At 62.3% G+C, this 13,029-nt stretch carries 11 protein-coding genes and 4 pseudogenes; 8 read left to right on the top strand and 7 right to left on the bottom strand.

Features of this window, described 5'->3' with window-relative positions; genetic code table 11:
* Positions 1–352 precede the first annotated feature (352 nt).
* The 4 genes and pseudogenes from NJU76_RS26480 to NJU76_RS26465 form a co-directional block, all read left to right on the top strand.
* A complete protein-coding gene (locus tag NJU76_RS26480) occupies positions 353–895 on the top strand; it encodes a DUF7342 family protein (RefSeq protein ID WP_254534015.1) in 543 nt (180 codons plus the stop codon).
* A 307-nt stretch (positions 896–1,202) separates the two neighbouring features.
* Entirely contained in the window at positions 1,203–1,700 is a 498-nt protein-coding gene (locus tag NJU76_RS26475) for a nucleotidyltransferase domain-containing protein (protein ID WP_425604347.1), read from the top strand.
* Positions 1,693–2,202, top strand: a complete 510-nt coding sequence (locus NJU76_RS26470) for a DUF8154 family protein (RefSeq protein ID WP_254534013.1) — start codon at positions 1,693–1,695, stop codon at positions 2,200–2,202. Before NJU76_RS26475 ends, NJU76_RS26470 begins: the two co-directional genes overlap by 8 nt.
* Before the next feature lie 31 nt (positions 2,203–2,233).
* Positions 2,234–2,404: pseudogene (locus NJU76_RS26465) on the top strand (site-specific integrase); the annotation flags it as partial.
* A gap of 75 nt (positions 2,405–2,479) precedes the next feature.
* Here NJU76_RS26465 and NJU76_RS26460 read toward each other — a convergent pair.
* Positions 2,480–2,743 (bottom strand): annotated as a pseudogene (locus NJU76_RS26460) (tyrosine-type recombinase/integrase); the annotation flags it as partial.
* Here NJU76_RS26460 and NJU76_RS26455 point away from each other — a divergent pair.
* Together NJU76_RS26455 and NJU76_RS26450 are read left to right on the top strand one after the other, a co-directional pair.
* A pseudogene (locus tag NJU76_RS26455) lies at positions 2,741–2,882 on the top strand (IS1595 family transposase); the annotation flags it as partial. The pseudogenes NJU76_RS26460 and NJU76_RS26455 overlap by 3 nt on opposite strands.
* Before the next feature lie 74 nt (positions 2,883–2,956).
* Positions 2,957–3,220: pseudogene (locus NJU76_RS26450) on the top strand (transposase domain-containing protein); the annotation flags it as partial.
* Positions 3,221–3,434: 214 nt separating this feature from the next.
* Here the strand turns inward: NJU76_RS26450 and NJU76_RS26445 are convergent.
* From NJU76_RS26445 to NJU76_RS26435, 3 genes are all read right to left on the bottom strand, one after another.
* On the bottom strand, positions 3,435–4,625 hold the full coding sequence (locus NJU76_RS26445) for a CaiB/BaiF CoA transferase family protein (RefSeq protein WP_254534012.1): 1,191 nt from the start codon (positions 4,623–4,625) through the stop codon (positions 3,435–3,437).
* 87 nt (positions 4,626–4,712) lie between these two features.
* Positions 4,713–5,456 carry an SDR family NAD(P)-dependent oxidoreductase gene (locus NJU76_RS26440; RefSeq protein WP_254534011.1) on the bottom strand — a complete coding sequence of 248 codons (744 nt, stop codon included), beginning with the start codon at positions 5,454–5,456 and terminating at the stop codon, positions 4,713–4,715.
* Between the two features lie 116 nt (positions 5,457–5,572).
* Positions 5,573–7,240: an acetate--CoA ligase gene (locus NJU76_RS26435; RefSeq protein WP_254534010.1), complete on the bottom strand. Its 1,668-nt coding sequence runs from the start codon at positions 7,238–7,240 to the stop codon at positions 5,573–5,575.
* A 176-nt stretch (positions 7,241–7,416) separates the two neighbouring features.
* Between NJU76_RS26435 and NJU76_RS26430 the strand changes: the two genes are divergently transcribed.
* Positions 7,417–8,499 carry a Gfo/Idh/MocA family protein gene (locus tag NJU76_RS26430; RefSeq protein WP_254534009.1) on the top strand — a complete coding sequence of 361 codons (1,083 nt, stop codon included), beginning with the start codon at positions 7,417–7,419 and terminating at the stop codon, positions 8,497–8,499.
* Between the two features lie 43 nt (positions 8,500–8,542).
* On the opposite strand, the gene NJU76_RS26425 is transcribed toward NJU76_RS26430, so the two are convergent.
* Genes NJU76_RS26425 through NJU76_RS26415 form a run of 3 tightly spaced genes read right to left on the bottom strand, consistent with a single transcriptional unit; the run spans position 8,543 to position 11,455 of the window.
* Positions 8,543–9,295 (bottom strand): enoyl-CoA hydratase/isomerase family protein, encoded by a 753-nt coding sequence (locus tag NJU76_RS26425; protein WP_254534008.1) that lies wholly within the window; start codon positions 9,293–9,295, stop codon positions 8,543–8,545.
* On the bottom strand, positions 9,292–10,281 hold the full coding sequence (locus NJU76_RS26420; protein WP_254534007.1) for a D-2-hydroxyacid dehydrogenase: 990 nt from the start codon (positions 10,279–10,281) through the stop codon (positions 9,292–9,294). The genes NJU76_RS26425 and NJU76_RS26420 overlap by 4 nt, the downstream gene beginning before the upstream one ends.
* A 31-nt stretch (positions 10,282–10,312) precedes the next feature.
* Complete coding sequence (locus NJU76_RS26415) at positions 10,313–11,455, bottom strand: acyl-CoA dehydrogenase family protein (RefSeq protein WP_254534082.1); 1,143 nt, start codon at positions 11,453–11,455, stop codon at positions 10,313–10,315.
* Between the two features lie 490 nt (positions 11,456–11,945).
* Between NJU76_RS26415 and NJU76_RS26410 the strand changes: the two genes are divergently transcribed.
* Entirely contained in the window at positions 11,946–12,989 is a 1,044-nt protein-coding gene (locus NJU76_RS26410) for a zinc-dependent alcohol dehydrogenase (protein WP_254534006.1), read from the top strand.
* The last annotated feature ends 40 nt before the right edge of the window (positions 12,990–13,029 follow it).

Genomic DNA, 13,029 nt, shown 5'->3' with positions numbered 1-13,029 from the left:
GACTCATTGAATCATAGAATCAATGATCTTTCCTACTGACCACTACATGGTTCAAAGCTCACGGAATCACAGAGTCGTAGCTTCCATTATCCAATACTTTCTAGAATCACTGATTCCATGATTCCATGATTTAAATATCAGCCAGGAAAGACAACTGGATAGGCTTGACCGATGGCGACTGGTGTTATTTTCAATTCGTTTCACAACACCGCTTCCCCCGGTAGAGCTACTGAGCCCAGGCTTCGAGACCGTTGTGGACTGGCTCGTTCGCGTCGACGGGATGGCTGAAATAACATTTCGATATAGAACGAACTACTTCAATCTATATCAAGATAGAGTGCGAACAGCACGTATGATCGAAGACGAATCAAATTCCGAGAGTGGACTCATGAATCGCCAGACTACGGGCGAAGACCGTGTGCGGATGGTTACTCGACAGCTGTCGGAACCGCGGACGGCAAACTGGATCGCTTCCGAAGCGGACTGGTCACACGAACCCACTACGCGTGTTCTTGAACGGCTCGTCGACGATGGTATCCTCCATCGTGACGAGAGCGGCACCCACACGACGTACTACCCTGATCACCGCCGACAAGCGATGCAGGAAGCGATGCGCCTTCGGGACAGCGAGCATACCGTTGAGGAGCTCACGGATCGCCTGGCCGAAATGAAGGCACAAATCCGGGAATGGGTGGATGAGTTCGATGTCGAATCACCGAATCAACTTCGCGGGACGCTCGCCGACGATATCCTTGACGCTGACGAGGAAAACCGTCGCCGTGAGATCGCACGCGAGTGGGAGCACCTCCAGCGCCGCATCCGAATCGTTGGGTTCGCCATCCGCGAATGGGATTTTCTGGCCCCAACGACAGAGCCCGCTAAGGCGAACAGCTAACCATTGTCTGTTCTAACTCTAGCTAGGTTAGTCTCGGTGTATCGTGGGTTCTTAAGTGGTACCACGATAGTATATAAAGTTTTTATAGTAGTGGTCCGTATCCCGGCATATGAACCACGAAACGGAGACAGAGATCGTTCCTGGATCCTCGGTTTCGCTCTCGATACCTATTCAAGATCCAGATTTATTCAAACACAAAGCAACAAGCGACACCCTCCTATTTTTAACCAATCATAGATTCAGTGACTTTTCTCTTCGAGAAATCGCGAATCAGATCGGCCATTCGCATCAGTCTGTGCGACGAGCCGTGAACGTTCTCAGTTCAAATGGGTTGGTCGTTGAATCACCGGAGAGTAATCAGCGGCTCATACAAATCAACCGGCGTCGCCTCTCTGTCCCAGACGATCCGATTCTCCGGATTCCTCAACCAGAGTACCATAAACCCGTTAAAACTGTTGTCCAAGAGCTCCGTGAGAATATTAGTGACGTAGTCGGCATCGTCCTGTACGGGAGTGTTGCTCGGGGAGAAGCTGACCGACGGAGCGATATTGATCTCTGGGTACTCACCCGATCTGGACGAGCCGAAAGTCAGCGTGAAGCGAACGCCGTCGCTCGTGATCTCGAAGAGACCGAGTTTGGCGGCGACCGGTACGCATACGATATCGACGTCGAGGCAGTCCAAGCGATCCCAACCTACACTGAGGATATCCGAGAAATCGTCGTCTCGGGTATTCCGATCTACAAGACGAGTGATTTCGAAACTGTCGAGAACCTCCTGCTGGAGGATGGAGGCGACGATGAGTAGCAGCTCTGACCCGGATGCTGTTCTCACAGCACTTGAGCGTGCACAAGACGCCTTTGAGATGGTTGGACGAGGCCGAACCGAGTTCGAGGACGGGATTAGTGCCGATTCGGACTGGGAAATACAGCTAACAAAAGCATGTAGACTACTCGAAGTCGTCGACACACTCCAAGCACAGGACGGGTACTACACAGCCGTCATTGAGGTCTGTTTCGGGGCGATCGAACGGTCGATCGAGGCGTATGCTCTCTCGATGACGAACGATACACTCCAGGATTTCCAGGATCATCACTTCAGTTACGACCGTGCCCATCAGATCGGACTATTCGAGAGAAACACTACTGAGGAAATGAAAGCCCTCTATAGCGAAAATCGAACTGAGAGTTATTACGGTGGTGGCCGTCCAACAGCAGAGCAAGCTGACGCAATGACTGAACTCGCAACCGCCGTCCACCAGTTCTCGGTTAGTCAAATCCGAGAAGGTGGGGTCTGTTTGTGTGACTGACTGAGTACAGAGGCTATTCGGAAGACCGATAATGGACCGAAATACATCGACAGACCGAGTCCGATCGACTCCCTTCACCGAATCGTTCGAGCGCTATCTTCAGGACAAAGGGAAAGGCCGCGGTGGAGACGGCGGGAACTACCGACGGAACGCAGCGCACGAACTCAAGCGGTTTGCCGAGTGGGCCGCCGGCGATCGCGGGTAACTCATTGATTCACTGATTCAGGAATCAACTGTGGAAAGACAACTGGATCGGCTTGGGAGATGGCGGTTGATGTTATGCTTTCTCTCCGAAGGCTGCGTTCAGCTGGTCTCGCATGAACTCTCGTCGGACTCGACGAGAACGCGAGTCAGACAGGTAATTTTGCATCACCACCCGAGGATCGTTACTACCCTGCTCTGCAGCGATTTCGTCGACACCTTCGAGAACGCCTTCCAGGACTGCCGTATAGGTATTGTACCAGAAGCGACGACAAAGTTGCGGACTCGGCCGCTTACTCTCGATTCGCTCGGGGAGACCTGCTTTTGATGCAAGATTCTGGCACGACAGTGGCTCTCGCCACATCGAGGCGTCTCAAAGGACAAACTGACCACGTACTCAGATCGTTCCAGCTCCGGCGACAAATCCTCTCAAAACAGGTCAAGAAGCTCTCAAACAAATCGTTCGAGCAGTTCTTTGAGTCACCAACAATGTGCTTCACAAGAACGTAGGCTCAAAATGATTCTTGATGTCACAGTCACTGACTGACGAAGAACTGATCCAGCCATTGCGTTTCTTCACGGATTGACCAAGAAACATAATCTTTCTGAAACCGTTTTTTGTCAATGGCTACGGTTATCTGTTTGCCATCTCGCGATTGAGGTTGAGCGATCGTCTTGACTTACCGAACGAAACTTGATCGAAAAGCAGGTCTATACCCTCAAAATGTGTATTGACCGCTTCCGCAACTCGTGGGTGGGCAGTCAGGCAAGCGTCAAAGAGTGGTTTGAACAGTTTGTGCACTACTGTAACACGTAACAACCGAACCAATCACTTAATAGATATATGCCAGGTGAGTGCTAAACAGTGCTCATGCTTCGGATTTGGTAGTTTCGCGAATGATTCAGCACCAGAGGTGCATATAAATCGCCGGCCGCCGGTGCGCGAACCGCGTCGTTCTCTGGTGAGACTGCAAACCGCGCGACCGTTCGAAGGGCGTCGGGATGAGAGCGGTCTCGTCACGGACCAACCTTCAGCTATCATCAAGGAACCCGGCCGGGTACCCTAGTTCGACCAGGACGTCATCCGTGTGTTCACCCGCGTAGGGCGGCCGCGACCGCGCCAGGGGCGTCTCGCCATCCATTCTGAACGGGAGGCTCACGACATCAAGGTCCGGCAGGTCGGACCGTTCAAGGGACTGAATCATCCCGTTGGCCCGCACCTGCGGATCGTCGGGGACCGCGGACAAGTCGCGTACCGGCGCGCACCAGACATCGCGTTCGAGCAGTCGTTCGAGCCAGTGGTCGGTCGGCTCCGCAGATAGGACCGTCTCGATCCGACGTTTGAGTTCGTTCTTTCGCTTGTAGGCTTCCTCGAGCGTCGTGATCGATTCTAATCCCCCGATCTCGAGGGCTTCGGCAACCTCGGCGACGGGAGACAGAGAGAGCGCGAGGTGGCCGTCGCTCGTTTCATAGACCCCGTAGGGCGCCTGGAGGTACACGTGTCCCATCCCCGGAACCTCGCTGCGCGTCGCCAGTTCACCGTCGTTTGCCGCGACGGCCACCTCCTGGGAGAGCAGGTGGACGGCCGAACTCAGCATGTCGACCTCGATTCGTTTCCCCTCGCCGGTTCTCTCGCGCTCGTGGAGCGCGGTGAGGACGCTCACAACGATCTGCATCGCGGCGTACGTGTCGACCACCGTTGTCCCCACCGGCGTCGGCGGATCGTCGGCGTGCCCGGTGATGCTCATCATACCGGACAGCGCTTGTAGGAGGATGTCCTGGGCCGGACGGTCGGTGTAGGGGCCGGACGTACCGTACCCCGAAGACGAGCAGTAGACGAGTTCCGGGTTCCGATCCGTGAGGTCGTCGTAGCCGAAGCCGAGCCTGTCCATCACGTCCGGCCGAAAGTTCTCGATCAACACGTCGGCTGACGCGACGAGTTCGTACGCTACCTCCATGTGGCGGTCGTCCTTGAGATTCAGCTCTATGCTCCGTTTGTTCCGGTTAACGGAGAGAAAGGACAGGTTCTCGTCCCCCCAGATCGTGTTCAGACCGATTCGAGCGTTCTCGTCGCGCTCGCGGGCGCTGCGCATCCACTCGCCGCCGGGTGGTTCGACCTTCACGACGTCGGCACCGAGATCGCCCATAATCTGGGCCGCGAACGGTCCCTGTGCCAGCTGTGCGAAACTCACCACCCGGACGTCGCTCAACGCACTAGTCATGGACGCTACATGGACGGTTCACTAAATAAGCGTACGTATCATCTGGGTTTGCGGTGTCCGAGTTCGCAGCATAGGGTCCGGTCGCTGTTAGGTCCGCAACGTCGATCCGCCGTCGACGACCAAGTCGTGGCCCGTCACGAACGACGCGTCGTCGCCGAGGAGGAAGGTAATGCAGGCGGCGACCTCGTCCGGTCGGCCGAACCGCCGTAGCGCGTGTTCCGCCTTGAGTCGGTCGATGTTCGAGTCCTCGCCGAGGCTCGCCGCCAGCAGCGGCGTCTCAACCCGTCCCGGGAGGACCGCGTTGACGCGGATCCCGTCGCCGCCCAGCGCCGCGGCGAGCGACTTGGTGAGATTCGACACCGCCGCCTTGCAGAGCGCGTACGTCGCCGCGTTGGGGAACCCGTGGATCGCACCGACGGAGGAGACGTTCACGATCGCGCCGCCCGCCGGCAGGCGAGGCACCGCGACGTGACACCCGTTCCACGCGCCGAGCAGGTTCACTGCCAGCAATTGATCGCGCTCGGTCGGCGTCGTCCGCCGGAACGACGTCTCCTGGGTGATGCTGGCGTTATTGACGAGACAGTCGAGCCCGTATTCCTCGTCGACATCCGCAACGACTACCTCGAAGTCGTTGTACTCGGTGATGTCCAGCTGACGGAAGGAGGCATCGCCGCCCTCGTCAGCGACGTTGGCGACCGTTTCACGGCCGGCCGCCTCGTCCACGTCGGTGACGACGACCCTCGCGCCCTCCTCAGCACAGCGCAGCGCCGTCGCCTGACCGATTCCGGACCCTGCGCCGGTAATCAGTATCGTTCTATCCGCGAGTCGCATACGTTCTGTCGTCTGCCCGGAATCATAACTGTTGGCCGGCGATATCGCCGTGAGGTATGGGCAGGACGGATCGATACCTGACGAATGCCCTACGCCTCCTCGTCGGTTCGCTCACGCTACTCTTCGCGCTCTACGAGTGCCCGTCGATCGGTCTTTCCCGTCCGCGTCGTTGGCAACCGATCCACGAATGTGATCTCACGCGGGTAGGCGTATTTCGCGACGTCCTCGCGCACGGCGTTCCGGAGGCCTTCGTGAAGCGCCTCCGACGGGTTCGCCTCTTCCGCCAGGGTGACGAAAGCCGCGACGCGCTCGCCCCGCCGATCGTCGGGGATCCCGACGACGCCCGCGCCTGTCACCGCCTCGTGGGAGAGTAGGGCTCGCTCCACGTCGCTCGGTGCGATCCGATAGCCGCTCGAGACGATGAGGTCGTCGTCGCGCGCGACGAACCAGACGTATCCGTCCTCGTCGCGACGCGCCAAGTCGCCGGTGCGGTGCCACCCGTCGTCGGTCCGATCCGGCGCCGCGCCCTCGCCCCAGTACCGCTGGAAGACGCCGGGATTCCCGTCCGCACGAATCGCGATCTCTCCAATCGTTCCCGCCGGAACCGGCTCGGTTGCGTCTCGATCGAGGATCGCCACGTCGTACCCGGGAACTGGTTTGCCCATGCTGCCAGGCTGTAATTCGAACCACGATTGGCAGTTCACGATAGCGTTCCCGATCTCGGTCTGGCCGTAGCCTTCGTTGACGACGACGCCGTCGAACGCCTCGTCAACCCACTCGATCGCCTCCGGTGTTAGCGGTTCGCTCCCCGAGACAATCGCCTCGAGCGAGAGGTCGTACTCCGACGGCGAGACGTCCTCCTCTCGGAGCATCCGAAGTGCTGTCGGCGGCAGCGACGCGTGGGTCACGCCGAACGACTCGAGCACGCCGTAAGCCGTATCAGCGTCGAACGACCGAATCGGGCGGCCGACGACCGGCCTGCCGTAGTGCCACGCGGGGAAGACGACAGTACCGAGGCCGCCGATCCACGCCCAGTCCGAGGGCGTCCAGTAGATGCCCTCCGTCGGTCGCGCGTGAGGGCACTCGAAGTACAGCCGGAACGCCGGGCAGTAGCTGCGCCAGATCGCCTGCCCGTGGACTACGCCCTTGGCCTTGCCCGTCGTCCCGCTGGTGTAGATGACGACGGCGGGTTCGTCCGGCGTCGTCGACGCGATCTCGATCGACGCTGTGTCCGCCTCGAGTTCGTCGAAGGAGCGATCGCCGGCCAGCGTACGGTCTTCGCCGGCGCGTTCTCCCTCCTCGTCGATCGGATCGACCGTTATGACGTAGGCCAGGTCGGGACACGACTCGCGGACGACGGCGACTGATTCGGCGATCCCGCGGTCGATGATCGCGACGCTGGCGCCGCTGTCAGCGAGGCGGTGATGGAGCGCCTCGTCGCCGAACAGCGGCGAGAGGGGGACCGACACCACGCCGAGTTTCCAGCACGCGAGGTGGGAGACGAGCGTCTCCGGGCGCTGGCCGAGCGTGATCGCGACGCAGTCGCCGCGGTCGATGCCGCACTCGCGGAGTCCGCCCGCCACCCGGTTGCTCCAGTCGTCCACGTCGCCGAACGTATACGTCTCCCGCCGGCCGTCCGGATATCCCTGGTAGAGCGCCACGGCGTCGCGATCGTGTTTCCGAACGCAGTCGCGAGCGATGTTGTACTCCGCCGGAAGATCCCACTCGAACGCCTCGCAGGCCGCTTCGTAAGACTCGTCCTCGAATTCGAGGAACCATGCCATAGTTGGTACCAGCCGTCGGATCGCATAAAGGTACGCGTCGGGACGAGGGACTGTCGACGCCCGTTGCAAGTGCAGGGATCGACCGTCGTGAGTGCAGGCGGTTTACTGTCTCGAGAGTGCGATCAGCGTTCGAAAGCGAGCGTACTTTGATAACCTCGGCGAGCGAGGCACCGAGTATGGCAGGTTATCGAGCGGGTATTATCGGGACTGGCGGTGTCGCCGGTCTGGGCACCATTGGTGTCCACGATCGTAACGGCTCCCGCGCTACGGCGAGCCACGCCGGCGGGTACGATGCAACCGACGGCGTCGAACTCGTCGCGGCCGTCGACGTGAACGAGGAGACTCTCGCGGCGTTTTGCGACGCCTGGGACGTGGCGCCCGACCGCAGGTACGCGGACCACGAGGCGATGCTGGCGGCTGAGGACCTGGATATCGTCTCCGTCTGCACACCGGCGCTCTTCCACCGCGAGCACGTGGTCGACGTCGCCGAGGCCGGAGTGGACGCGATCCTCTGCGAGAAGCCGATCGCATCGAGCCTGGACGAGGCGGCCAAGATGATCGAGGTGTGCGAGGAGACGGACACAGATCTCGTCGTGAACCACACCCTCCGATTCACGGAGAAGTTCCAGCACCTGCGCGACCTCATCCGCTCGGGCGAGGCCCTCGGCGACGTTCGATCGGTCGTCGTTCAGTCGCGCATGGAACTCGGGCGCAACGCCACGCACGTGCTTGACCTCTTCGTCTTCCTCTTCGAGGACGAAATCGACGACGTCTGGGGCCACGTGACCGGCGAGAACGAGTCGGTCGAGAACCTCTCGGCCGCGAACGACGTCGACGACGCCGCCGGCAGAGCGATGCTCTCGATCGGCGACGTCCAGGCGACCGTCGACTGCACAACTCCTCGCCGGGCATCCTCGATCTCCTATCAGTTCCTCGGCTCGGCGGGAAAACTGCACATCAACCTCGACGACGGCGAGTGGCGCTACTGGCGACTCGAGGGCGACGAGCATGTCCCCGCTGACATGCCCGGGATCGACGGCGCGTGGACGTGGGACGACGACTACGAGAAAGGGTTCGCCAACGCCGTCGCCCACGCTCGCGACCGACTCGACGGGAGCGACCGAACCGTCTCAACGGCCCTCAACGCAAAGCGATCGCTCGAGGCGCTGGTCGCGATCTTCATCTCTCACTACACCGGGTCGCGCGTCTCGCTACCGCTCCAGCGGCCGTTCGAAGATGTCGAAATCCGATCCTGGTGAGACGGGCGACCTCGATCGCCGTCGACAGGAAACCGACGCCGACTCAGTCGTCGGAGTCATCCGCTCTTCCCTCGAAGAACGCGTCGATGCGCGCCCGCGTCTCCGCCGACGCGAGCAGCGCCGCCAGACGGTCCGTGGATCGCTGGTAAGAGACGCGCTCCGTGATGTCCTCGGTGACGGTGCGTTTGACGGCCGCGACGGTGCGGGCCGGTGCGGCCGCGATATCCGACGCGAGGTCGTCGACCGCCGCCTCCAGTCCGTCGGGGTCGACGACGCGGTTGACCAGGCCCCATTCGCGGGCGGTGACTGCGTCGATCTCGTCGCCGGTCAGCGCGAGTTCGAGGATTCGTTTTCGCCCGACGAGTTCGATCCCGCGGTCGAGCGCGTAGCCCGGCGTCAATCCGAGGCGCGTCTCCGGAAGCGCGAACGTCGCGTCCGCCGTCGCCACCGCGAGATCGCAGGCGGTGACGAGTTCAAACCCGCCGCCGTAGGCCGTCCCGTTGACCGCCGCGATCACCGGAATTGAAAGCGATTCGATGCGCCGGTGGAGCCGATACTCGGGATCGATGAGCGACTCGGCGTCGGCCGCGGTGTTGGCTCCCCGGAGCGCCTCGATGTCACTTCCGGCGCAGAAGGCGTCGCCGGTGCCCGTGAGGACCGCAACGCGCGCATCGTCGTCGGCCCGGTCCAGCGCGTTCGTGAGTTCTCGGTGGGTTTCGGGTGAGAGGGCGTTCTTCTTCTCCGGGCGGTCAATGGCGATCCGAGCCGTCTTCCCGTCGAGATCGTATCGGATCACGGTTTGACCACCTGATTCTTCAGCCCGGTGAATTCGCCGCGCTCGTCCGCCCGAGCTACGTTCTCGGCGAGGAGAGCGGCGACGCGGTCCCACAGCCCCGGCGAACTCCCCGCATTGTGCGGCGTTAGAAGGACATTGTCGAACTCCCAGAGAGGGTGTTCGGCGGGCAACGGTTCCGGGTCGGTCACGTCCAGCGCCGCGCCGCTGATCACGTTCCGGCGCAGCGCGCTCACCAGTTCGTCTGTATCGACGACCGGCCCGCGAGCGACGTTGATGAGGATGGTGTCGTTCGGGAGCGTCCGTAGCTCCGGGCGGCCGACGAGTCCGCGCGTCTTGTCCGTCAGGGGACACGACAGGACGACGTAGTCCGACCGCGAGAAGGCGTCGTGAATCTCGTCGTACCCGAACACGTCCTCGGCGGGACCACCCTTCTCGGGGGTGTGTCTCACCCCCAGTCGGTCGACGCCGAACGGTTCGAGGCGCTCCAGCAGTTGCGTACCGATTGAGCCGAGTCCGACCACGGTGACGGTGCTTCCCGTCAGTTCGCCGGGCTGGTAGTGGCGCCATTCGCTGCGTTCCTGGCGGCGCATCCCCTCCCGCAGATCGCGGGCGAAGGTGAGCAGGTAGCCCAGCACCTGCTCGGAGATACACGGCATCAAACCCGCGCCGTTCGTGACGGCGACGCTGCATCGATCGAGTTCGTCGAGCGGAAGCGTCCCGACACCGCTTGAGGCGTGGGCATATAACCGGAGGTTCTCGGCCATTTCGAGGCGCTCCACCGAGAGGTCGTTGCCCGCGACGATCGTCGCCCCGGGGAGCAGTTCCCGTTCCTCGTTGGGCGTTCGTGCGATTCGAATCGTCCACTCGGGGAGGTGGCGCTCCAGTGCCGCCCGGAAGTCTGGCGCTGGGACCCCCGGTGCTCCTTCCCGAAGGACGAGGACGTAGCTGTCGTCGGCGTCAGTCGTTGCGTGGGTTGTGTCGGTCATGGTGGATCCCGGATCGTCGTACGCCCGTCGCTCATAGTAGGCCCTTCGCGATGACGTTCTTCTGGATCTCGGACGTTCCTTCGAAGATCGGCAGCGCGCGTGCATCCCGATAGTACCGCTCGGCGGGGAAGTCCGTGACGTAGCCAGCGCCGCCGTGGATCTGGACGGCGTCGTCGGCCACCTCGACGGCACGCTCGCTGGCGAACAGTTTCGCCGCGCTCGCTATCCGGGTCGCGTCGTTGGCCCCCTCGTCGCAGCGGGCCGCCGCCCGGTAGGTGAGCGACCGCGCCGCCTCGACCGCCGTCTCCATCTCCGCGATCGAGTGCCGGATCGCCTGGAACTCCGAGATCGGCCGGTTGAACTGTTCGCGCTGGGTGGCGTATGAGATCGCAGCGTCGAGGGCCGCCTGTGCGGTGCCGACCGCTTGCGCGGCGACCTCGACTCGTCCCGGCGCGAGCACGTCCATGAGGTGGTAGAAGCCCCGGTTTTCCTCACCGACAAGGTTGGCCGCCGGCACGGTCATGTCGTCTAGGTGGACGTCCGCGAGGTCCGAGGCGTGCAGGCCGAGTTTATTCTCGATGCGCTCGGCCTCGTAGCCGTCGGTCTCGGTCGGGACGAGAAAGCAACTCAGCCCGCGGTGACCTTCGCCCGAATCCGTCTTGGCAACGACGATGACGACGTCCGCCTTGGTTCCATTTGAGATCCACGTCTTCGCCCCGTTCAGCACCCACTCGTCGCCGTCCTGCTCTGCCCGCGTTTCGATCCCGCCGATGTCGGAGCCGTGCCCGGGTTCGCTAATGGCGATCGCCGCCAGGGCGTCGGCCGAGACGAACTTCGGGAACCACTCCTCGCGCATCCACTCGTCGCCGTAGCGTTCGAGCAGTGAGACGTTCGTCGCGAACGCGACGCCGTCGATGGCATTGGCGATGCCTGGGTCGGCCCGCCAGAGTTCCTCGGTGACGACGACGCTTGAGGTCACGTCCATGCCAGCGCCCCCATACTCGGCGGGGACGGTTCGGGCCGCGAAATCGTGCTGGGCGGCCGTCTCGATGACGTCGCGCGGATACGTGAAATTCTCGTCGTATTCGCGTGCGACCGGTGCAATCTCGTTCTCGGCGAAGTCGCGGGCGGCCCGGCGGATCGCGTGCTGCTCGTCCGTGAGGGTGAATGGCATCGCTTCGCCCTCATCGTACATTCGGCGTCGGGTTAAGGGTATAGACCGCGGCGAAAGTGATCGCGAACCCTAGACGTAGCCCGGGGCGATCGCGCGCACGAATCTGCTGTGCACGAACGAACCGTTTACTCGCAAATTCTCGACCTCGACTCCGGTGACTCCGGCGTAGCGGTAGCGTTCAGATCACGCGTGTTCGGGGGCGGAACGACTGTAACTCCCACGAAAGCCCTGACTCGCTCCACACTCCGGGGCTCGATGCGGTACTCGCTTAGTTGCGGTCCTTCCGTCGCCCCCTGAAGGGATCGGCTGATTCAGTCTCTTTCAGTCCCGCCCCCGGTGTCTTGCTGGGCCAGCCGACACGGGCGGAACTGGAAGGAGAGTGGCTTTCGTGGTGATCACGGCGACCACACATAACTCGGAGTAGTATCTGAACAAGACCCGACTCGGCGTCCGCACTTTTAAGATCGCAGCCGCGAAATGGTCTTGCGTCATGTTAGCAGTCCAAAAGCCGTCTCACGATGAGCCGGCGCGGGTCGTCGAGGCCGTCAACGTGCCGGACGTCGGAACCGGCGAGGTACTGGTCGAGATACGTGCGGCGAGCCTCTGCGGAAGCGACCTCGAGGTGCTGACCGGCGAGGGATCGCCGCGCTTCGAGTACCCCCTGATCGTCGGTCACGAAGGAGCAGGCGTGGTCGTCGAAACCGGCGACGGCGTCACCAGGCTCGAGGAGGGCGACCGGGTCGCGATCCACTACCCGACCACCTGCGACCGATGCGAGCACTGTCTGGCCGGCCGGGACAACCGCTGTCCCAATCGCGAATCGATTGGCACCCACAGGGATGGGACTTTCGCCGAGTACGTCAGCGTGCCGGCGCGCAACGCCCTCGAGCTGAACGGGGTCCCCGACGAATGGGGCTCGATCGCGAGCTGCGCCGTCTCGACGGCCTACCACGCCGTCCGCGTCGCGGAGGTGTCACACGGCGATTCGGTGATCGTCTTCGGCGCGGGTGGCGTGGGCCTCCACGCCGTCCGCTGGGCCGACTACGCCGGCGCGAGCACGGTCATCGCGGCGGACGTTGCCGACGAGAAACTGCCCCTCGCCCGCGAGTTCGGCGCCGACAGGACGATCGATCCGGCCAGCGAGGAGCTCGCGGCGCTCGTCAGGGCGGAAACGGAAGGGATGGGAACCGACGCGGCCATCGAATGTTCCGGCACGAGCGCCGCCCTCGCGGACGCCGTCGATGCGGTCAACGGGGACAACCGCTACGCCTCGGGCTCTGTCGTCAGCGTCGGCCTGCAGACCGAACCGATGTCGGCCGAGTACTGGGACCTCCGCGAGGGGAAGCTGGCGGTCTCGGGCGACCACACGCGGGCCGAACTCCGCCTGATCCTCGACCTGCTCCGGGAGGAGGAGATCGACCTCTCGAAATCAATCACACACCGCTTCGCGCTCGAGGACGTCTTCGACGCCGTCTCCCTTCTCACCGATGGCGAGAGCGAGGAACCGGTCGGACGGATCGTCCTGACGCCCTGACCCGGTTCGGACGGTTGGCCGGTCGCAGCAACGCGATTCC

The sequence above is a fragment of the Natrinema gelatinilyticum genome, from assembly GCF_024266705.1.
Classification (GTDB): Archaea; Halobacteriota; Halobacteria; order Halobacteriales; family Natrialbaceae; genus Natrinema; species Natrinema gelatinilyticum.
The sequence above is the reverse complement of the archived record's forward strand: the minus strand, read 5'-3'. Positions and strand labels throughout refer to the sequence as shown.

Excerpts from the sequence above, each read along its gene's own strand:
- NJU76_RS26480 (WP_254534015.1), top strand. The coding sequence starts at position 353 with ATGATCGAAGACGAATCAAATTCCGAGAGTGGACTCATGAATCGCCAG.
- NJU76_RS26470 (WP_254534013.1), top strand. The coding sequence starts at position 1,693 with ATGAGTAGCAGCTCTGACCCGGATGCTGTTCTCACAGCACTTGAGCGT.
- NJU76_RS26445 (WP_254534012.1), bottom strand. The coding sequence starts at position 4,625 with ATGACTAGTGCGTTGAGCGACGTCCGGGTGGTGAGTTTCGCACAGCTG.
- NJU76_RS26440 (WP_254534011.1), bottom strand. The coding sequence starts at position 5,456 with ATGCGACTCGCGGATAGAACGATACTGATTACCGGCGCAGGGTCCGGA.
- NJU76_RS26435 (WP_254534010.1), bottom strand. The coding sequence starts at position 7,240 with ATGGCATGGTTCCTCGAATTCGAGGACGAGTCTTACGAAGCGGCCTGC.
- NJU76_RS26430 (WP_254534009.1), top strand. The coding sequence starts at position 7,417 with ATGGCAGGTTATCGAGCGGGTATTATCGGGACTGGCGGTGTCGCCGGT.
- NJU76_RS26420 (WP_254534007.1), bottom strand. The coding sequence starts at position 10,281 with ATGACCGACACAACCCACGCAACGACTGACGCCGACGACAGCTACGTC.
- NJU76_RS26415 (WP_254534082.1), bottom strand. The coding sequence starts at position 11,455 with ATGCCATTCACCCTCACGGACGAGCAGCACGCGATCCGCCGGGCCGCC.
- NJU76_RS26410 (WP_254534006.1), top strand. The coding sequence starts at position 11,946 with ATGTTAGCAGTCCAAAAGCCGTCTCACGATGAGCCGGCGCGGGTCGTC.